The organism is Sulfitobacter sp. G21635-S1 (assembly GCF_027213915.1).
GTDB lineage: Bacteria > Pseudomonadota > Alphaproteobacteria > Rhodobacterales > Rhodobacteraceae > Sulfitobacter.
This window is the reverse complement of the sequence record NZ_JAPWGV010000007.1, coordinates 21,005-41,212: the sequence shown is the minus strand read 5'-3', so window position 1 is coordinate 41,212 and position 20,208 is coordinate 21,005. Positions and strand designations below refer to the sequence as shown.

The window sequence follows — 20,208 nt, the reverse complement described above, 5'->3', positions numbered from 1 at the left end:
ATTTTTTGCACTGAGCATTGAGGTTTATCGATGGTTCGTTCGTTCAAGACGCCCTATACCCGCCCGCAACTGGGGGCTTATTTCAAAGGCGTGATGCAGTACCATTATCGCGATGTGATGTGTAACAAGTCACCCTTGGACATCGCATTGTTCCTGCACCTGATTCATGCGGCCAAACCGGCAACCTATATCGAGATTGGCACCAAATTCGGCGGATCGGCCCTGCTGATGCGCGACATTGCCAAGATGTACGACATTGACATGAAGATCGTCACCATTGACCGAAGCCCGCCCGAGGTGGACAGCCGGTTTGATGGCATCCAGTTCGTGCAGGGCAATGTTATGGACATGGAAGGGACGTGGGCACGGAACAACCTGTTCGATCTGCCGCGGCCCTGGCTGATCTGCGAGGACAGCGCGCATACCTATGATGCCTGCATGGGCGTGCTCAGGTTCTTTCAAGAGCATCTGCACAAAGGCGAATACCTGGTCATGGAAGATGGCATTCTGGCGGAGCTTGACCTGGGCGATAAATTTGACGGAGGTCCCAGCCGTGCGCTGGAGGAATTCCTGGACAACAATCCCGGCGTTTACGAGATCGACACCAGCTATTGTGACATGTTCGGGATCAACGCCACGACGAACCCGAACGGCTATCTGCGCAAGCTGTAAGCGAGACTTGGAAAAACTGCCATGACGACACCGGAATTCTCCGAAAACATCAGGTTGATCATCTGGGACCTGGACGAAACCTTTTGGGACGGGACGTTGACTGAGGGCGGCATCTCCTATCGCGACGATCACCATCAGCTGGTTATTGACCTGGCCAAGCGTGGCATCATGAGTGCGATCTGTTCGAAGAACGAACATGAACCGATCGAGGCGTTGCTGAAGGAAAAGGGGCTGTGGGACTATTTTATCTTCCCCAGCATCGACTGGACGCCGAAAGGCCCCCGGATCAAGGCGATGCTTGAGACCATCGGGTTGCGGGCCGCGTCGACCCTGTTCCTGGACGACAATGCGATGAACCTTGCCCAGGCCGAACATGTTAATCCGGGTCTGAACTGTGCCTTGCCGGATGTCATTCAGCATCTGCGGGACGCACCGCAGTTACGGGGCAAGGATGACAGCGGCCTGACCCGCCTGGCGCAGTACAAGGTCACCGAGAAAAAGGCCGAAGCCGCAAAAGTCACCGGCGGCGACACCGCGGCCTTTCTGCGGCAGTCCAACGTAAAGGTCTTTATAGAATACGACGTCGAAGCGCATCTTGACCGGGCCGTGGAGCTGGTCAACCGCACGAACCAGCTGAATTTCACCAAGAACCGGCTGCCCGACGATCCTGAGGTGGCCAGGCAAGAGCTGAGCAAGAGGCTGGCGCATAACACGACCGATGCGGCATTGATCCGTGTGCGTGACGATTTCGGCGATTACGGTTTTGTGGGATTCTACATGACCAGGCGGGTGAACAATTCACGGACGCTGGAACATTTCTGTTTTTCCTGCCGCACCCTGAACATGTACATTGAGCACTGGGTTTATGCATTCCTCGGCCGTCCGCGCCTGACCGTGGAAGGCGAGGTACTGTCAGATGTCCATAATCCCGATATCGACGTGGACTGGATCACCCCCGCCAACATCGAAGACATGGATGCGCCCAGTGCAGGCGCTGATCTGAGGTTCGATCACATCTTTGCGCGGGGCGGCTGTGATCTGGCAAGTCTGATGCATTACTTCACGCTGCATGCCGACAAGATCGTGGAAGAATTCAACGAACCCAGGAATGGACAAATGTTCCGCCGCGATCATTCGGCGTTCCTGATGCCTGCGCTGGAGGGGGGGCTGACCCCTGCCCAGATCGATGCGGCCGCCGGCCTTGGTTACATGCCAGAGGACTTTCACAGTGACCTGCCGGATCTTGGAACGGGCCATGGGCTTTACTTCCTGAGCTTCTGGGCCGATTCGGATCTCCCCATCTACCGGCATCGTGCAACTGATTTGCGTGTGCCCTATTGGCTGATAGGGGCCCAGAACCACAACCTTATCGACCGCGCCGACTTGCGCGCCACCATTGCGAAGACCGATCTTCATAAGGAACGTCTGGAGGTTCTGTGCAGGGACTATGAGTATGAGGGAATCATGTCTCAGTCAGAGATGGAGCAGCGGTATGCAGCGGTACTTGACCAACTTCCCGCAATGGCCGAGGTGGTGATGATCCTTGCGGCTGAGCGTGGTCCTCTGCATTTCAAGGACCCGAACAAGCCGTCGCATCCATTTCATCAGCGCCTGAACGCGGCGCTTAGAAATGTGGCACAGGGCCGGACAAACGTCATGTTGCTGGACCCGGCGGCGCTGATTGAGGGTGCTGAGGATATGATCGACCTCAACCACTTCAAACGCGATGTCTATCATCGTATGTACCGCGCCATATTGGACCGGTTCACAAACGCCAAAGCTGCCTGAGCGGCCAAGAAGACTTCAGATCGGAAATCGACTAATGCCCAAGACCTTCAACAATCTCTTTCTGAGCATCGGTGCCATGAAAGCCGGGACAACCTGGCTTTACGCCGTTCTGGCACAGCATCCGGCGCTCCACTTTGCGCTGGAGAAAGAGATTCACTATTTCTACCACAAGTATGTCGACAAGAACATGCTGAGCGAAAAGTACCGGCTGGCAGAAGCAAAGAACCGGTATCTGATGCGGTATGACCCTGAAAAGGCGAACATTGATGCGATCCAGAAAAACCTGCATTGGGTCAGCGCCTATCTGAACCGTCCGGTGGATGATTTCTGGTATCGCAATCTGTTCCAGATGCGCGACCGCGAGATCTACGCCTGCGACTTCTCGAACCTCAATGCCCAGCTCCCGGTGGAAGCATGGCCGCAAATTTCCGCCAAGTGCAACAATCTCAGGGTGCTTTATACCATGCGCGACCCGATCAAGAGGTTGTGGAGCCATGCCAAATTCCACCTTCAGATCACCGGTGCTGTAGACAACCTGAACACCTGGGGCCCTGATCAGTTCAACGAATTCGTGCGCCGTCCGCACATCTGGCGCAACGCCGAATACGGACAGGTCCTGCGCACGATGCGCGAGGGGCTGGACCCGAAACAGCGAAAAGTCATCTTTTACGAGGACATCCACGCGGACCAGCGTGGCATGTTGCGTCAAATTGAAGAGTTTCTGGGCCTGCCGGCCTTCAATTACTCACAAGCAATCCTCGACCGCCGGTTTACCGAAAGCGTCAAACACGAGATGCCGCCATTCTTCCCCGAGCTGTTTGCAGACGACATCAAACGAATACGCTCGGAAATCGAAGCCGAAGGATTTACCCTGCCCGAGAAATGGGGCTGACAGTCCCAAAGCTTGCAGGGCTATTTGTCCAACATCTCGCGATGGTAGCGGCGGAGAAGGAAAAGCCCTGCCATCAGCGTAATCAAGCCGACCAGTATCGGATAGCCGACCGAAACATAGTTCGGATGATAGAATGGGTAAAATCCATCCCGCATCATGCCAATGATATGGATGATCGGGTTGTACCAAAGGTAGTTTGAGTAAGGCTCCGGAATACTCTCAAACAAGAAGAAAACGCATGAGACGATGAATAGCGGGCGGTTCAGGATCGCCCAGGCCGTCTGCCAGATCGGGTATGCGAGAATCAGAAAGGCATTCAATGTGCCGATCCCAGTCGCGAGGAAGACGATCATGACGTAGGCGGTCACGATCTTTGTAAAATCAAAGGTCGTCGATACGTTGGAGATCGACAGGATAAAGATCAGGACGATGCTGTGCACTGACAGTAACGTGATCAGGCCGAGAAGCAGCCTCGCTATGAGCGCATCGACGAATGTCACCCGTGGATAGGAAAGTAGTGCGCGGCTGAAAATCATTGATTGACCCAGCTTTCCCGACAAATCCATATACATCAACAGCGGCAGGATGCCCGTGGCGTAGAAAAGGGAAAATACAGTTCCCAGCGGCGGCGATCTGAAGCCGACTGAAAAAATGACACTCAGCAATGCGATACCTGCCGCCGGTTCAAGAACGGCCCAGACATACCCGCCGGGTGAACGTCCGTAAGTGGTCGTAATTTCACGAAGGATCAGCGCCATGATAGCCCTGACGGAAGCGAATGACGTGCGCTGCTCGCGCAGAGTGGCTGTTTGTTCTGTCGACATCGGGCCATCCCTCCTGTCTGGATACCACCTGCGTTCTGATGTAACGGTACGCGAGATAAGGCAAGTTCTTTAGACAGAAAAGACATCTCAATGGCTGAACCCAAAGCGCAAACTCCCAAGCCGGCCGGAAATGCTCAGCCGAAAACGCCGAACGAAACATCGGTAAAGGCTGACAATCAAGCGAGCCAGCCCGCAGCCAAGCCCGCACCGGAAGCCGCGAAACCGGCAGCAGCCGGAACAGACCCAAAACCGGCGACTCCAGCACCTGCGGCCAAACCGGCCGGAAACGCTCAGCCGAAGCCGCAAAATCCGGCACCCGCGGCCAAACCGGCAGCCCCAAAACCGGCAGCCGGGGCCAAGGTTGATTCTGATCTGGCGGAGCCCGCGCCGCCGCGCCAGCAGCCCGGAGAGGCCAAGATCCCTGTTGGCAGGACTGCAATTCCCGCGAAAACCAAGGGGCGCCACGTCTTTTTGCTGTCTTCCTTCGTGTTTGTCGTACTTGTGCCCGCGTTTTTCACGGCTTTCTATCTGTGGACCCGGGCAGCAGATCAATATGCGTCCGACGTGGGGTTCTCTGTCCGGACGGAGGAAAAGAGTTCGGCCATCGAGCTTCTGGGCGGCATAACGGAATTGTCCGGCTCCAGTTCATCAGACACGGATATTCTATACGCGTTCCTGTCCAGTCAGGAACTGGTCCGCAAGGTCAATGCCAAAGTGGATCTGCGTGCGATCTGGTCCCGCGTCGATATAGAACAGGACCCGTTCTTTGCCTTTGATCCTTCGGGTACGATTGAGGATCTTCAGGATCATTGGGATCGGATGATTTCGATCGTGTATGACAGCGGAACAGGTCTGATCGACCTGGAGGTCCTGGCCTTTGATCCCGTAGATGCGCAGAAAATCGCGCAGGCCATTCTTGAGGAATGTGATTCCATGATCAACGCGCTTTCCAGCATCGCGCGGCAGGATTCCATCAAGTACACGCTGGAAGAACTGGAAAACGCGGTCGAAAGGCTGAAGAATGCGCGCCGGACGCTGACGGAATTTCGCAACAGAACCCAGATTGTGGACCCCAGCATCGACACGCAGAACCAGATGGGTCTGCTCGTTACCCTGCAGCAACAACTGGCTGATTCGCTGATCGAATACGATCTGCTGCAAGACACCACGCGGGAAAACGATCCTCGCGTCACACAGGCCGAACGCCGGATTGAAGTGATCAATGCCCGTATCGCATCAGAGCGGCGCAAGCTGGGGCTCGGTGAAAATGGCGGCAGCGGCGAAGCCTTTGCCAACCTTGTCGGCGAATATGAGGGTCTGATTGTGGACCGCGAATTTGCCGAACAGGCCTATACAGCCGCGCTGGCCGCGCATGACGGGGCACTGGCAGAGGTGCGCAAGCAAAGCAGATACCTTGCGGCGCATGTGAAACCGACATTGGCAGAAAAGTCCGAGCACCCCAAACGGGTCAAGATCATGTTGTTCCTGCTGCTGTTCAGCTTCTTCGTATGGTCGATCCTGTGTCTGGTCTTCTACAGCTTGCGGGACCGCAAGTAGGAGCGTCCGATGATCCAGCTGGATAACCTGACAAAGTATTTTCGGACGCGAAACGGATATCAAACGATTGTCGAGAACCTGACGGCAACGTTTCCGACAGGGGCGTCCGTGGCTTTGTTGGGCCGCAACGGTGCGGGCAAGAGCACATTGCTGAAGCTCATTGCCGGGACGATCCGGCCGACATCGGGCCGGGTACTCTCGACGGGAAGCATCTCGTATCCTGTTGGCTTTGCCGGGTCATTTCACCCCGATCTGACAGGTGCGCAGAACACACGTTTTGTGGCGCGATTGTACGGGTACGATACGGACAGCCTGCTTGAGTTCGTGACTGAATTTGCGGAGTTGGGCGGCCATATGCACATGCCATTGCGGACCTATTCCTCTGGTATGCGCGCGCGCCTTTCTTTCGGGGTCTCCATGGGGATTCCCTTCGATACCTATCTGGTCGACGAAATTACAGCGGTTGGCGATGGTGCCTTTCGGGCGAAATCGGCAGCAGTTTTTGATGATCGGATGGAAAGATCCGGTGCCATCGTGGTAACCCACTCGCCCCCGATGGTCCGCCGCATGTGCAACAAGGCTGTTGTTCTCGAAAACGGGGATATCCAGTTTTTCGACGATATCGAAGAGGCGCTGGAGCTGCATGAAATGCAGATGAAGCAGCCGCCAAACCGGTAATCAGTTTGCCAAGAGCCTGTGCAGCAGAGCCCGGGCCCGTTCATCAAAGACGTCTGGTGACCATTCGCGGTGCCAGACCGTTCTGATCTGCTGCCGCAGCGCGCGGTCGGCAGCACGCGCATTGCGAAGAAACTCGGTTACCTGTTTGCCAGACGTTTCCAGATCGGAAGGGTCAATCTTGATGCCCATCGGATGCCTGTCGACCAGCGCATCGGCACCTTCGAAGTCGGCCAGGATGATAGGCAGCCCGGCCTCAAATGCCTCAAGGGTGCCGATGGGTGTTCCTTCGTAGCGCGATGTCAGCAAATATGCGTCTGCGGCCCTCAGCAAAGGGCGAACATCCTGCACCGGACCGATGCAATAAATCCGGGCGCATGTGGCTGCGGGGACAAGCCCGGCGATTTCGGCCTGGAACTTTTCCGTATCCGTTCCCGTACCGCACAGCATCAGATGGGTGTTCTCTGGCAGATGGTTCATGAGCCGCACAGCACATGCGTAGTTCTTTTGCCGGCCAGCACGTCCGGTCATCACGAGGGTGGGGTCCTTCGGGCGGGTGAATGGGGGCAATTCACCCAGGTCGGAACAATTTGGCAGAACGTGAATGCCATGGCGCGCCAGGCGACTTGCCCCGATCATTTCCCGTGCGCGATCCGCCATATCCTGGGACAGGAAAATGATATTGGTCGGCGGGCATGTCCGCATCAGGGCCTTTTCCAGCGTCAGGGACAGAAAGCTGGCGTAGGGTTTGTGCCCCTTTCCATAGGGCAATCCGTGAATGGTAAATGCGGTCGTACCCTTTGGCCGCCACAGCCGCAGCGCCAGGGCCATCCGCCCCATCAGAGAGGGAAACCGGGGGTGAATCCAGGTCAGATCGGCCCGTGATCCGCGCAGAAATGCCAGAAAGCCCCGCCAGCCGCGCCACATATGCCCCAGCGACAACCTGCTGCTGAGACCGCTCAATGTGATGTGGCGGCTGCCCAGCTCTGCCAGCGCATCGTAACCGCCATGGTTGATGTCGCTGATCACCGTCACGTCCGCAATGCCGTCAAACGCCTTGGCGAGGTGGCAGATATGGCGCGGCACGCCGGATGGAATGCCTTCTCCTCCGACGAGAAGCACCTTTGGCAATGGGTCAGATCCGGCCAAGTGTTGCGGCCCCCCAAAAGCCGATGTTGCCTAGAACAGTTTGCCGGAAGGGCCCGATGCGGCGCAAACCCGTAAGCCGGGGCATGAACGGCGCGCCGCGCGCAGCAGAGAATTCATCGAGGATTTGCCGGTTCTCCTCTGTCAGCAAGCCGCGCGCCTGATCCAGCGCGAGGATATTGCTTTGCAGCCGGTCAGAGAAGGCACCGCGCAGAACGGCGAGTTTGCGTTTGGCCTGTTGTGCCAGGCTGTGGCCTGCACCGATCACGTTGGCTTCATGCTGCCGGTACAACAGGCAGGGAGGCCCGTTGTCAAAGATGACCTGGCCCCCGGCGCCGGTGATCAGAAGGTAGAGCCACCAGTCATGGGCAAAAACGCGGTCCGTCAGCTGCGCAGCCTCGCGGGCAAGGCGCGCTGCAGCGGGATTGAGCAGGATCGCATTTCCCGAAGCAACGTTTTCGATCAGGGCATTGCGAAAACAACATGACCTTTCGATCAGGGGCGAGGGATGCCGCTGATCCGTTTCGGGCCGCCAGTACCATCTGCGCGCGGCATAAAGCGTCGGAATCTCGCCGCTGTCCTGCAATGCTGCCATCCCGCGCGCCAATTTGTCCGGCATCCAGATGTCATCCTGATCGGCAAATCCGACATGGTTCGCATCGTCGGGAAGATCGCGTATCAACTGCATGAAATTGGCGGAAAACCCCAGTTCAGGGCCTGCTTTGACAACCACCTGTCCAGGGTGTTTGGCGGCGAAGGTCTTCAGAACCGATGGCGTATCGTCGGTCGAGCCATCGTCGCTGAAGATCACGTGCCAATGGGGGTAGCTCTGTTCGGAGATGCTGCCGAGTTGTTCAGGCAGGAAGGCGGCACCGTTGTGGACACCCATCAACAGGGTCACATCCTTGGAAGGCAGGAGGTTATCGGGGGGCGTCATGTGGTATGTCCGTCCATTCCAGGGCGACGAATGGTGTAGATATTCGGGCTGAACTAGACTATCCGTGCCGCGGCGGAAAGCTCAAGGGAACACTTTTGTGGCAAGACTTTTCAGACTGAATTTGATTCGACGTTTTATTTCCAGCTATCGCGAAGAAGGACCAGGAGAAGCATTTCGCAAGGCCCGTACCTATACCGGGATGAAGCTGCGCAAACTGGGCGCGGGCACCATTGGCCAGACGGCGCAGGGGGTTGCGCGATCTGACGACCAATACCTGCATGGCATTTGGCAGGACCTTGCCCGCAAAGAGGCTTTTCATATCATGACGGCCCCCGCCGTTTTGCAGAAACGTCGCCAGATTGCGATGATCGGTGACCTGAACTTGCCGCAGTGCCGAAAGTACCGGGTGGAGCAGTTGGCAGCCTTCTGGCAGGGGCGTGGGGTTGATTTCGAGTATTCGCATTACCAGGATGTTCCGCGCTCGGCGCGCATCATGCAGAATGCAACACATCTGATGGAATATCGCCTGCAGACCATGCCGGTGACCGAAATGTTCCGGTATGAGGCACGGCGGCTGCGGCTGCCGGTGCTCTATGATCTGGATGATCCGCTTTTCTCTGTCTCTGCCTATGAAACTTACCGCAACATGGAATCCGTTGGCGCCAAACTGAAGGCGCATTTCCTTTCGGAAGCGCCAAAGTACCTTGGCATGATGAATGGTGCGGACATCCTGCAGGTGTCGACGCCGGGCATGGTGGAACATACAGGGCTTTACACATCCAGACCTGTCTACCTGCGCCGGAACTTTGCCGATCAGGAAACACTGGATGCCGGGCGTCTGGCAATGGCGACCCGCCCCGAAGACGACGGCATTTTCCGCGTGGCCTTTGCGAGCGGTTCACAGGGTCACGAAATTGATCTGGCGGAAATCCTGGAACCGCTGGCAGCGTTCATCCTGGATGACCCCAACCGCCGCCTGATGCTGATCGGTCATTTCAAGCCTGAACACCTGCCAGAGGGGCTGATCAAACAGGTAGAGACGACGAAATTCGGGACCTATGCGCTTTATCTCGAAGCGCTTGCGCGGGCGAATTGCGCGGTGATGCCGCTGTGCGACGATATCTTCAACCGGTGCAAGTCTGCTGTCCGGGTGCTGGATGCCTCTGCGGTGGCCGTACCTTCGCTGGTTGGAACGGTTGGAGATTTGGCCGCTGTGGTGAAACATGACCAAACGGGTTTTGTTTGTGCCCAACCCGCTGACTGGATCGAGGCATTGGAGGCGCTGGCGGCCGATCCCGCGTTGCAGCGCAAGTTGGGACAGGCGGCGCGGGAAGAACTGGAAACACGCTGGCACGGGTCAGACGGTACGCATATCATTTCGCCCGAAATCCTGAAGTGGGTCGAGGCATGAGCGCACCCCATATTCTGCTCGCGAATGTCTTTTTTGCGCCGTTCTCCTATGGGGGCGCGACCGTGGTGGCAGAACAGGTCGCTCATGCTCTGGTCGACAACCATGGATACCGGGTGACCGCCGTTTCCATGTGCTGCCGTTATGACCTGGCACCCTACGTTGTGGTCAAGTCAGAGCAGAACGGCATCACCAACTACCTGATCAACGTGCCGGCCAGCCGCAGTTACGGTGAACTTTACGATAACCCGAATGTCACGTCCCGACTGGCTGAGCTGATCGCGACATTGCAGCCGGATCTGGTGCATGCGCATTGCATCCAGGATATGGGCACCGGCATCCTGACCGCTGCGGCAACGCATGATGTGCCGGTTATTCTGAGCATCCACGACTTCTGGTGGATTTGTGACCGTCAGTTCATGATCAAGGTGGATCAGCAATACTGCGGGCAAAGCCCTGTCCGGATTGAACAATGCAAAGGCTGTGTCGACAATTTCTGGGCGGCAAAGATGCGGTTTGACCACGTCCGGCAGATTGCTCAGAAAGCGGCGCGCATCACCTATCCCAGCAACTTCGCTCTGGATCTGTGCGAGACTTCCGGTCTGGCACCTGGCAGCGGGGTGGTTTGGGAAAACGGGGTGCATCACCCCAAACAGGACTTTTTCCAGCGTCAGGCTAAGCGGCGGGAAAAGGACAGCCGGTTGAGTTTCGGGTTCGTCGGCGGGCCATCGCAGATCAAGGGTTGGCCATTGATCAAACGGGCGTTTTCCGAAGTCGATACCGAGGATTTCCGCGTGGTGCTTGTGGACGGGTCGCTGGATGGCACCTGGTGGAAGGACCATACCTTCGACGACCTGCCCGGCGACTGGGAAGTGCACCCGAGATTCTCGCAAGAGAAGATGGACGATTTCTATGCTGAGATCGACGTGCTGCTGTTCATGTCACAGTGGAAAGAGACCTTTGGCCTGGCCATTCGCGAAGCGCTGGCCCGTGGCATTGCCGTGATCCAGACGGACAGTGGCGGAACAACGGAACATGGTGCGATTTCCCCAGACAAGCTGATCCCGATCGGCGCACCGGCAAGCCAGTTGAAAACTCAGGTGAAAGACGCGATCGACGGACATCCGCGTGCGCAGACAGTGCATTCAGTCGCCAGTTTTGACGATCAGGCGCGGGAATTCGACGCCATCATCAGGGATGTTCTGGCCAACGTCAAAAGATGAAGTCGTTTGCGTCCAGGTCCCCGAGGTCGGTCTGCATCAGACGGATGGAGCTGCTGCTTCCGGTTTCGATGATCACGTCCCAACCGGCCTGACGGGCGTTTCCCAGCACATCTGCGAAGGCTGCGAACCGGGACAGATGCGAAAAGTCGATCAGTTCCAACGGGTTTGTCGCATCGAAATCGGCGATGGTGTCGTGGCCATGGTTCGCGGCAAAGACAAAGGTATCGGCATTGAAACTGCCCACCAGCATGTCGTTTCCTGCCCCGCCGATCAAAGTGTCAAAACCCGCGTCTCCGTAAACCGTGTCGTTCCCCGTGCCGCCATCGATGATGTCATTGCCGGTTCCGCCAAAGAAACGGTCGCCGCCTTCACCCCCCCAAAGGGTGTCGTTTCCCTCTTGGCCGAAGTGGCCATCGCCGCTGTCACCGCCTGAAATCATATCGTTGCCGGTGCCACCGAACAGGCGGTCGAAACCCGGACCACCCAGAAGTGTGTCGTTCCCGGCTTCTCCGTAGAGGTTGTCAGCCTGATGGCCACCGTCCAGAACATCGTCGCCGTCACCGCCGTTCAGAAGGTCGAAACCCGCGTTTCCGAAAAGGGTGTCGTTGCCTGCCTCGCCAAAGATGCCGTCGACGCTCAGACCATAGTTGATCCCGGCGCTGATCCAGTCGTCGCCATCCCCGCCATAGACCCGGTCAGGCGTGGCGCCGGACCAGATGGTGTCATTGCCGGCCCCGCCGTAAATCCGGTCGTATCCGGAACCGCCGAGGATGAGATCATTTCCATTCCCGCCATAGATCGAATCCGCGCCATCGCCGCCGGACAGTGAATCCGCGCCGTCGCCGCCGGTAAGGGTGTCGAACCCGTTTCCACCCAGCAGCAGATCATCGTCGCCGCCGCCATGGATCAGGTCGTTGCCGCCACCACCGCTGACCCGGTCATCGCCGGCGCCGGATTCGATGGTGTCGTTGCCTGCGTTTCCAAAGACGCCATCCGCATTTCCCGTCGTCCGGATCATGTCCGGCGTATTTGAGGCATTCAGGTCTCCCGGGCGGCGCGTCAGGGTCAGGTTTGGTGCATTGACCCAGGCGGGGTGTGTCGGCGCTTCGCCGGGCATTTGTGTCACGGAAGGGCTTGTCGGCGGGTTTGGTTCAGGATCCGTCGGTGTCGGTGTCGGTGTCGGTGTCGGTGTCGGGTTGGGTGCCGGGCCATCGTCATAGGCATCTGGATCGGTCTCGATCCTGCCGCCGGTGATCAGGTTGAGACGGTTGAAATCCCGTGCGTTCAATGACCCGCCATTGGCGGAGCGCACCTCGATCACCTCATTGCCAAGGATGAATTCCGCGCCCCAGTTGCGCTGCTGTATCCGCAAGCCGCCGATGCCCGCCAGCTGGCCGAAGGCCGACAGGTCGATCTGATCGTATTCGATCTGAAAGTCTCGGATGATATCGCGCGCGCCGTCCTGCGTCAGGATGAACAGATCCGCGCCTGCGCCGCCGGTCAGGGTATCCTGCCCGGCACCGTCCATGATGATGTCGTTACCTGCACCGGCGGCGATGTTGTCCGCGCCGCCTTGTCCGGCAAGAATGTCGTCGCGCGCCGTGCCAGAGAGCGCACCACCCGAGGCCTGCGCCGACAGGCTGGAACCGAGGTTCGGCAAGTTCACGCTGAACTCTGACAGATAGGGTGCGGCCTGCGTCGAGACCCAGATCCGCAAACCATGCGGTGTGGCCATGGCTTCAACCGCTGTGATCCCGTTCAGCGGGGCCTGTGCTGTTCCCTCCATGGTCTGGACATGCTGCAGGCGGCCACCGGGCAGCATCGCAAAAAGGCTGAGCCCGGCGTCGGTCCCTGCTGCGAGGATGTAATCCTGCCCGCTGATGGTGACACTGGTCACATGGCTGGCACCGGCGAACCTGGTGTCCAGCCCGTCCAGGATGTGATCCACGGGGTGCAGCCCGTTCGAGGTGACTTCAAGCACCGTCAGCGAATTGCTGCCCGAGCTGGCGACAACGACGAATACACCGCCATCGAGCGTATGCGACACAGCCATCGCGCCGGGCCGATCGACCCAAAGCCCGTCACTGGCGTCCACATCCGTGACATGCCGCATGACGCCGCTTGCGTCTTGCCGGAACATGCTGATTGTATCCTCGGCCCCGTAGCTGACAAAGCCGTAGGTCTGCCCGTTGTGAACTGTCGTGACGATGTCCGTGGCACCGGCATTGTCCATGGCATTGCCCTGGTTGATATCTGACACGTTCAGCGTGCTGCCCGCGCCGAATGAAAGATTGACCAATCCGCCGCCGCGCAGGGCGGCCAGCCCGCTGTTGCCGTCGCCTGTCAGCTCCATCTCTGAGAAATGGCCAAGGTTCTGGCCATTTGCCGAGACATTGACTGCACCGTCGAATGCAGCCCCGTGACCGTCGGAATCCAGGCGCAGACCGTTGAGCGTGGCGCTGTTCAGCCCGGCCATGAACAATTGGGGGCCGTTGGCGGTTTCCCGCAGGACAAGATCGGTTGATTCGAGCGTGAGATAGCGTTCGGCCAGCGCATAGGCCCCGTCCTGCCGTGTGGCTCCTGCTGCCCCGCCGATGTCAAAGGCTGTTACCCAGCCGCCACCCCGGGTGACGGCATAAAGCATCGTACCCCCTGCAGTTTGAACCAACTGCAGATCGTTGATCCCGACCAATGCCCCTTGTTGTGATGCGATCAGAGGATTTTCCACAGAAAAGACTGCACGTACCATGCCACCAGCTCCCAATTGCCCGGTGCCATTCCTGGCAGTTGAACGTGGGCGGGGCTGGGAGCGAATGTGGCCATACCGGGGCCGATAAGGCGCATTTTAAAGGTTATCTGTTGCGTAAAATTTGGGTCAAACGTTCGCTGCATGGCGGCTTGTTTACCTTCATTTGCCAATCCTCACGGCGACCGCAATGGAAAGACCCCGTAAAGGATATTTGGATGCCAGAGACTTCCCCGGCCCTCACCCTGCCCTATCTGCAACCTGCGCAGGCGCAAAAGCATGTCACCCACAATGAAGCGCTGCGCATCCTGGATGCGGTGACGCAACTCTCGGTGCTGAACGCAGAACTCGGCACGCCCCCGGCGCTTCCGGCTGATGGGGATCGCTATATCGTCGCTGCTCCCGGCGCTGATGCCTGGGCGGGTCAGGACCACAACATCGCATTGTGGGTGGACGAAAGCTGGCAGTTCTTTGAGCCCGGCACAGGCTGGCGTGCCGATATCGCAGGCTCGGGCGAGACGTTGCGTTTCGACGGTACGACATGGGTGGCACCTGCCGCACCCGAGATCGATATGCAGAACCTGCCCCTTGTCGGGGTGAATGCCACGGCAGACACGACAAACCGTCTGAGCGTTGCAGCTGACGCAACCTTGCTCTCTCACGCGGGTGGGGATCACCAGGTCAAGATCAACAAGTCGGCCGCCAGCGACACCGCCAGCCTGCTGTTCCAGACCGGATTTTCCGGGCGCGCCGAAATCGGGACCTCGGGGGATGATGATTTTGCCATCAAGGTAAGCGCGGACGGCACGACATTCCTGCGGGCCATCCAGGTCGACCGAACCACCGGCTCTGTGATTATTGGCGAAGGGGTGGGCACCCAGACACTTTCGGTCATGGCCGAGGATGCACCCAGCGTGCGGGTGCATAACACGGGCGGAATCGGAGGCGCATCATTCATCATGTTGGATGAGCCGTCGGGCGGGAACTGGAAGTTCAAGATCACCGGCGCCGGCGATTTCAAGCTGCGCGACGAAGCAAATTCAGAGGATGTTCTGAAGATCGACAAAGCGACGATGGTAACCAGCCATTTCGGCCCGGTGCAATTGTGCAGCTATTCCGTGGCGACCCTGCCCAGTGCCGCAATAGCGGGTGCAGGTGCCCAGGTTTTTGTCACCGACGAGACGGGCGGCGCTGTTCCGGCCTTCTCGGATGGCACCGACTGGCGGCGGGTCACGGACCGAACTGTCGTTTCATAGGCGGTAATCCCCGGCATTGTCCGAAACTTCGGCAGTGCCGCCACTCGCGCCGTGACATTCTCAGGCCTGCTTGCTAAAGGCAGAGCGATTGAGAATGACGGAGCAATTTCGTGGACTTTATTACTCGGACCAAACTCCCCGGCGTGGTCTTGCTGAATCCACCGCGATTTGGTGACAATCGTGGCTTCTTTTCCGAAAGCTGGAATCGCAAAAAGCTTGCTGATCAGGGCATTGACCTTGATTTCGTCCAGGACAACCATTCGGTTTCTGCTGCTGTCAATACGGTGCGCGGGCTGCATTTTCAGTCCCCGCCGCATGCGCAGGACAAGCTGGTGCGATGCGGCCGTGGGGCACTCTTTGACGTGGCCGTCGATATCCGTAAGGGGAGCCCGACATTCGGCCAGTGGGTCGGATACGAACTGACGGCCGAGAACGGGTTGCAGCTTTTGATCCCGGCGGGGTTCCTGCATGGCTTTGCGACCAGGGCACCGGATACGGAAATCATCTACAAGTGCAGCGATTATTACGCGCCTGAATGTGACGGCGCCGTGCGTTTTGATGATCCTGACATCGGGGTCGACTGGGGGTTGAGTGGTGATGCCGTCCTGTCCGAGAAGGATGGCAAGGCCCCGCTGCTCGCCGATTTTGAAACCCCGTTCCAATTTGAAGGTGCAGCATGAAGATCATGGTAACGGGTGGTGCCGGCTTCATCGGCTCCGCTGTCGTGCGTCTTGCCGTGGCGCGTGGTCATGACGTCGTCAATCTGGATGCATTGACCTATGCGGGATGTCTCGAAAACCTCGACAGCGTCAAGGACAGCCCGCTTTACGCGTTTGAGCAGGTCGATATCCGCGACCGTGCGGCACTGGACGCGGCCTTTTCAAAACATGCCCCCGATGCGGTGATGCATCTGGCTGCAGAAAGCCATGTGGACCGGTCCATCGACGGACCCGGCGATTTTGTCGAGACCAACATCACCGGCACCTACAACATGCTTGAGGCTGCCCGTGCCCATTGGGTGACGGCGGGAAAGCCTGAGGGGTTCCGGTTCCACCACATCTCCACCGACGAGGTTTTCGGGTCGCTGGGTGAAACAGGCATGTTCACCGAGGATACGCCCTATGATCCGCGGTCGCCCTATTCGGCCTCCAAAGCGTCGAGTGACCACCTGGTGCGGGCGTGGCACGAAACCTATGGGTTGCCGGTTGTCCTGACGAACTGCTCGAACAACTACGGGCCGTTTCATTTTCCTGAAAAACTGATCCCGGTGATCATTCTGAACGCTTTGGCGGGCAAGCCGCTGCCGGTCTACGGGCAGGGGATCAACGTGCGCGACTGGCTTTTTGTCGAAGATCATGCTGACGCTCTCTTGCTTGTGCTGGAAAAGGGCGTTCTGGGCCGAAGCTATAATATCGGGGGCGAGAACGAGGCCCGCAACATTGATATCGTCAGGAAAATCTGCGGTATCCTGGATGAGAAGCGGCCAAAGGACACCAGGTACGAAGAGCAGATTGCCTTTGTCGAGGATCGTGCGGGGCATGATCTGCGCTATGCAATTGACCCGACACGCATCAGGACCGAACTGGGCTGGCGGCCTTCCGTCACGCTGGACGAGGGGCTGGAGCGGACCGTGCAATGGTATCTCGATAACGAGGACTGGTGGCGCGCGCTGCAGGCACGCGCGGGTGTCGGTGAACGGCTGGGCGTCAAAGCCTGAAGCAACCATCGGAAGGAAGCCATATGACCATACTTGTTTTTGGTGAAACCGGTCAGGTCGCGCGGGAGCTGGCCCTGCTGGACGGGACGAAATGCGTGGGGCGGGCAGGTGCCGATCTTGCTTCTCCGGAGGCCTGCGCGGCCCTTATCAAGGCGGAACGCCCCGGTGCCGTGATCAATGCGGCGGCCTTTACCGCCGTGGACAAGGCCGAGAGTGACGAGGCACTGGCAACTGTTATCAACGCCGACAGCCCCGGTGCCATGGCGCGGGCCTGTGCCGACCTGGGGATTCCCCTTGTCCATATCTCGACCGATTATGTGTTCGAGGGGGGCGGGACCCGGCCCTGGACAGCTGACGATCAGACCGGCCCGCTGAGCGCCTATGGCCGGTCGAAATGTACCGGCGAGGAAGCGGTGCGGGCGGCAGGCGGCGCCCATGCAATTCTGCGCACCTCCTGGGTTGTTTCGGCGCATGGAAACAACTTTGTTAAGACCATGTTGCGGCTTGGTGCCGAGCGTGATGTTCTGACCATCGTGGCGGACCAGATTGGCGGACCGACAGGCGCGCGGGAAATCGCCGCTGCCTGCCATTCCATCGCCGGACAACTGGCAGCCGATCCCGAAAAGTCCGGGACCTATCATTTTTCAGGGGCCCCCGACTGCAGTTGGGCAGATTTCGCGCGGGCGATCTTTGACAAGGCCGGGGTGTCCTGCGAGGTCAGGGATATCCCATCATCAGATTATCCGACCCCGGCGGTTCGGCCGTTGAATTCGCGCATGGATTGTTCCGAGACGGAGCGCCGTTTTGGCATTTCACGGCCCGACTGGCAGGCCACACTCACGCATATTTTAAAAGACATTGGAGCATCCGGATGACACAGCGCAAAGGTATTATTCTGGCCGGCGGTTCGGGCACGCGCCTCTACCCGATCACGATGGGCGTCAGCAAGCAGCTGCTGCCGATCTATGACAAGCCGATGATTTATTATCCTATTTCTGTCCTGATGCTGGCCGGTATTCGCGAGATCGCGATGATCACGACGCCGCAGGATCAGGATCAGTTCAAGCGGACGCTCGGCGACGGCAGCCAGTGGGGCATTTCGCTGACCTATATCACCCAGCCCAGCCCGGACGGGTTGGCGCAGGCCTATATCCTCGCCGAAGATTTCCTGGACGGCGCGCCTTCGGCGATGGTTCTGGGGGACAACATCTTTTTCGGTCACGGGTTGCCCGAACTGCTGGCAGACGCGGATGCGCAGGAAAGCGGCGGGACGGTATTCGGCTACCATGTGTCCGATCCTGAACGCTATGGGGTGGTGGGATTCAACAAGGATGGCGTGGCGCAATCCATTATCGAAAAGCCGGAGAAGCCCGCGTCCAATTACGCGGTGACGGGGCTCTATTTCCTGGACGCCGATGCGCCAAAGCTGGCCCGGCAGGTCAAGCCCTCAGAGCGTGGCGAGCTGGAAATCACCACCCTGCTTGAGATGTATCTGGCCAAGGGCGCGCTGCGGGTGAACCGCATGGGGCGCGGTTATGCCTGGCTTGATACCGGCACCCACGCGAGCCTGCTGGATGCGGGTAATTTCGTGCGGACGCTGACCACCCGGCAGGGTCTGCAAACCGGTTGCCTGGAAGAAATCGCGCATGATCTGGGCTGGATCGACGATGCACAGCTGACGGAACGGGCTGAGCTTTTCCGCAAGAACGGCTATGGTGCCTATCTGGCCTCCATGCTGAAATAACGCAGGCCTGCGGTACCGCATTGGTTGTCGGCCTGCACATGAAGACATGTCATTTTAGACATGTCTTCATTTGAACTCTGGATTTCAGATAAACGGCCGCTGAGCGGTAAGCCGCAAGTCCGGGGGAGAGCTACCCCTTTGCGCCCTGGCCGCGCGCATAGACGTCTTCATAGCGCACGATGTCGTCTTCACCCAGATAGCTTCCGGTTTGCACCTCGATCAGTTCCATCGGAACCTTGCCGGGGTTTTCCATCCTGTGAACGGCGCCAAGCGGGATGTAGACGGATTCGTTTTCACAGACCAATTGCACCTTGTCGTCGATGGTCACCTTTGCCGTTCCGGCGACCACGATCCAATGTTCCGACCGGTGCACATGGCTTTGCAGGCTCAGCGCGGCGCCGGGGGTCACCACGATACGCTTGACCTGGAACCGCCCGCCCAGGATCAGGGTTTCGAAAAAGCCCCAGGGGCGGTGATCCCTGGGAAAGGTATCGGCCTGGGGAATGTCGCGCCTGCGCATTTCCTTGACCACATTGCCAACCTCGGCCACACGGTCCCGGTGGGCGATCAGCACCGCATCCGGCATGGCCACCGCAACGATCCCCTCCAGCCCGAGCCCGACGATCTGTTGCCCTTCGTTTTCAGACCGCAAAAGGCTGTCCTTGCAATCAATCGCCAATGCAGTGCCCTGCAAAGCGACACCATTTGCATCCGTTTGTGCATGTTGATGCACCGCCGTCCAACCACCAAGATCGGACCAGTCGCCGTGATGTTCGATCACGCTCAGGTTGTTCACCTTTTCCATGATCGCGAAATCGACGGAAATGTCTTCGCATTGTGCCCAGGCCTCTGGATCCAGGCGCAGGAACCCCAGGTCGGGCCTGGCGGCGTCGACAGCGGCCTGCACATGTTTCAGCATCTCGGGCGCATGGGCCGCATAGGCATCCACCAGGGTTCTGGCGGTGTACATGAAAATGCCCGCGTTCCACAGATACCCGCCGGCCTCCAGCATCCGCTCGGCCTCTGCCAGCTTGGGTTTCTCGACAAAGCGTTTCAGCGGCACCGCTGTCGCCCTGTCCCCTTCACCCAGTTCGAGGTAGCCATAGCCGGTTTCCGGGCGGTCCGGTGTGATCCCGAAGGTCACGATCTGCCCCGCCAGGGCCGCCGCCACGCCGGATTGCACGCTTTCGCGAAACTTTTCCGCCTGCGTGATGTAATGGTCAGAAGGGGCGGCGAGCATCAGGGCCTCGGGGTCCGACTGCATCTGCACGAGGGCAGCCGCCAGCAGCGCAGGCGCCGTGTTGCGTGCCTGCGGTTCGATCAGCACAGCGCCGGGATCAAGGCCCGCGTCGGCAAGCTGCTGTGTCGCGATAAAACGGAAATCCGAATTGGTCACGATCATCGGCGCGGCATAGCCCGGCCCCGACAACCGCGTGGTCGACTGCTGGTACAGGCTGCCCTCACCGATCAGGGCGATGAACTGCTTGGGGAAACTCTTGCGGGACACGGGCCAAAGCCGCGTTCCCGAGCCTCCGCAAAGGATAACCGGGGTGATCTCCTGTGCTGTCATCACATTGTCCTCGTCGTTGTCCCGGGCGACCTTAACCCGCCCAAAGCGGCGGG

General features: G+C 58.7%; 17 protein-coding genes. 12 read left to right on the top strand and 5 right to left on the bottom strand.

Annotation, left to right across the window (positions count from 1 at the left end; genetic code table 11):
* Positions 1-30 precede the first annotated feature (30 nt).
* From O4H53_RS09045 to O4H53_RS09035, 3 genes are read left to right on the top strand one after another with little or no spacing between them, the layout of a single operon-like run.
* Positions 31-672: a CmcI family methyltransferase gene (locus tag O4H53_RS09045; protein WP_269363118.1), complete on the top strand. Its 642-nt coding sequence runs from the start codon at positions 31-33 to the stop codon at positions 670-672.
* A gap of 21 nt (positions 673-693) precedes the next feature.
* A complete protein-coding gene (locus O4H53_RS09040) occupies positions 694-2,460 on the top strand; it encodes a hypothetical protein (protein WP_269363117.1) in 1,767 nt (588 codons plus the stop codon).
* A 34-nt stretch (positions 2,461-2,494) separates the two neighbouring features.
* Positions 2,495-3,352 carry a sulfotransferase family protein gene (locus O4H53_RS09035; protein ID WP_269363115.1) on the top strand — a complete coding sequence of 286 codons (858 nt, stop codon included), beginning with the start codon at positions 2,495-2,497 and terminating at the stop codon, positions 3,350-3,352.
* Positions 3,353-3,372: 20 nt separating this feature from the next.
* Here the strand turns inward: O4H53_RS09035 and O4H53_RS09030 are convergent, their stop codons facing one another.
* Complete coding sequence (locus O4H53_RS09030; RefSeq protein ID WP_269363114.1) at positions 3,373-4,176, bottom strand: ABC transporter permease; 804 nt, start codon at positions 4,174-4,176, stop codon at positions 3,373-3,375.
* 486 nt (positions 4,177-4,662) lie between these two features.
* On the opposite strand from O4H53_RS09030, the gene O4H53_RS09025 reads away from it, so the two are divergent.
* Together O4H53_RS09025 and O4H53_RS09020 are read left to right on the top strand one after the other, a co-directional pair.
* Positions 4,663-5,733: a capsule biosynthesis protein gene (locus O4H53_RS09025; protein WP_269363113.1), complete on the top strand. Its 1,071-nt coding sequence runs from the start codon at positions 4,663-4,665 to the stop codon at positions 5,731-5,733.
* Between the two features lie 9 nt (positions 5,734-5,742).
* Entirely contained in the window at positions 5,743-6,411 is a 669-nt protein-coding gene (locus tag O4H53_RS09020; protein WP_269363112.1) for an ABC transporter ATP-binding protein, read from the top strand.
* Here O4H53_RS09020 and O4H53_RS09015 read toward each other — a convergent pair whose 3' ends face one another.
* Both O4H53_RS09015 and O4H53_RS09010 read right to left on the bottom strand, forming a co-directional pair.
* The gene (locus tag O4H53_RS09015; RefSeq protein WP_269363111.1) at positions 6,412-7,530 is read right to left on the bottom strand and encodes a glycosyltransferase family 4 protein; all 1,119 of its coding nucleotides are present in this window, start codon (positions 7,528-7,530) and stop codon (positions 6,412-6,414) included.
* Positions 7,531-7,543: 13 nt separating this feature from the next.
* Complete coding sequence (locus tag O4H53_RS09010) at positions 7,544-8,491, bottom strand: glycosyltransferase (protein ID WP_269363109.1); 948 nt, start codon at positions 8,489-8,491, stop codon at positions 7,544-7,546.
* Positions 8,492-8,690: 199 nt separating this feature from the next.
* Between O4H53_RS09010 and O4H53_RS09005 the strand changes: the two genes are divergently transcribed.
* Both O4H53_RS09005 and O4H53_RS09000 read left to right on the top strand, forming a co-directional pair.
* The gene (locus tag O4H53_RS09005) at positions 8,691-9,902 is read left to right on the top strand and encodes a glycosyltransferase (RefSeq protein WP_269363107.1); all 1,212 of its coding nucleotides are present in this window, start codon (positions 8,691-8,693) and stop codon (positions 9,900-9,902) included.
* Positions 9,899-11,122: a glycosyltransferase gene (locus O4H53_RS09000; RefSeq protein WP_269363105.1), complete on the top strand. Its 1,224-nt coding sequence runs from the start codon at positions 9,899-9,901 to the stop codon at positions 11,120-11,122. The genes O4H53_RS09005 and O4H53_RS09000 overlap by 4 nt, the downstream gene beginning before the upstream one ends.
* On the opposite strand, the gene O4H53_RS08995 is transcribed toward O4H53_RS09000, so the two are convergent.
* Positions 11,112-13,871 carry a calcium-binding protein gene (locus O4H53_RS08995; RefSeq protein WP_269363104.1) on the bottom strand — a complete coding sequence of 920 codons (2,760 nt, stop codon included), beginning with the start codon at positions 13,869-13,871 and terminating at the stop codon, positions 11,112-11,114. The genes O4H53_RS09000 and O4H53_RS08995 overlap by 11 nt on opposite strands.
* A 215-nt stretch (positions 13,872-14,086) precedes the next feature.
* Between O4H53_RS08995 and O4H53_RS08990 the strand changes: the two genes are divergently transcribed.
* The 5 genes from O4H53_RS08990 (at position 14,087) to rfbA (ending at position 18,585) form a co-directional block, all read left to right on the top strand.
* A complete protein-coding gene (locus O4H53_RS08990) occupies positions 14,087-15,124 on the top strand; it encodes a DUF2793 domain-containing protein (protein WP_269363103.1) in 1,038 nt (345 codons plus the stop codon).
* Positions 15,125-15,234: 110 nt separating this feature from the next.
* Positions 15,235-15,804: a dTDP-4-dehydrorhamnose 3,5-epimerase gene (gene rfbC, locus O4H53_RS08985; protein ID WP_269363101.1), complete on the top strand. Its 570-nt coding sequence runs from the start codon at positions 15,235-15,237 to the stop codon at positions 15,802-15,804.
* Entirely contained in the window at positions 15,801-16,841 is a 1,041-nt protein-coding gene (gene rfbB, locus O4H53_RS08980) for a dTDP-glucose 4,6-dehydratase (protein ID WP_269363099.1), read from the top strand. Before rfbC ends, rfbB begins: the two co-directional genes overlap by 4 nt.
* 23 nt (positions 16,842-16,864) lie before the next feature.
* The gene (gene rfbD, locus O4H53_RS08975) at positions 16,865-17,716 is read left to right on the top strand and encodes a dTDP-4-dehydrorhamnose reductase (RefSeq protein ID WP_269363097.1); all 852 of its coding nucleotides are present in this window, start codon (positions 16,865-16,867) and stop codon (positions 17,714-17,716) included.
* Positions 17,713-18,585, top strand: coding sequence for a glucose-1-phosphate thymidylyltransferase RfbA (gene rfbA, locus O4H53_RS08970; protein ID WP_269363095.1), 873 nt, complete (start codon positions 17,713-17,715; stop codon positions 18,583-18,585). The genes rfbD and rfbA overlap by 4 nt, the downstream gene beginning before the upstream one ends.
* A 130-nt stretch (positions 18,586-18,715) precedes the next feature.
* Here rfbA and O4H53_RS08965 read toward each other — a convergent pair whose 3' ends face one another.
* Entirely contained in the window at positions 18,716-20,155 is a 1,440-nt protein-coding gene (locus O4H53_RS08965) for a mannose-1-phosphate guanylyltransferase/mannose-6-phosphate isomerase (RefSeq protein ID WP_269363093.1), read from the bottom strand.
* Positions 20,156-20,208: the final 53 nt, after the last annotated feature.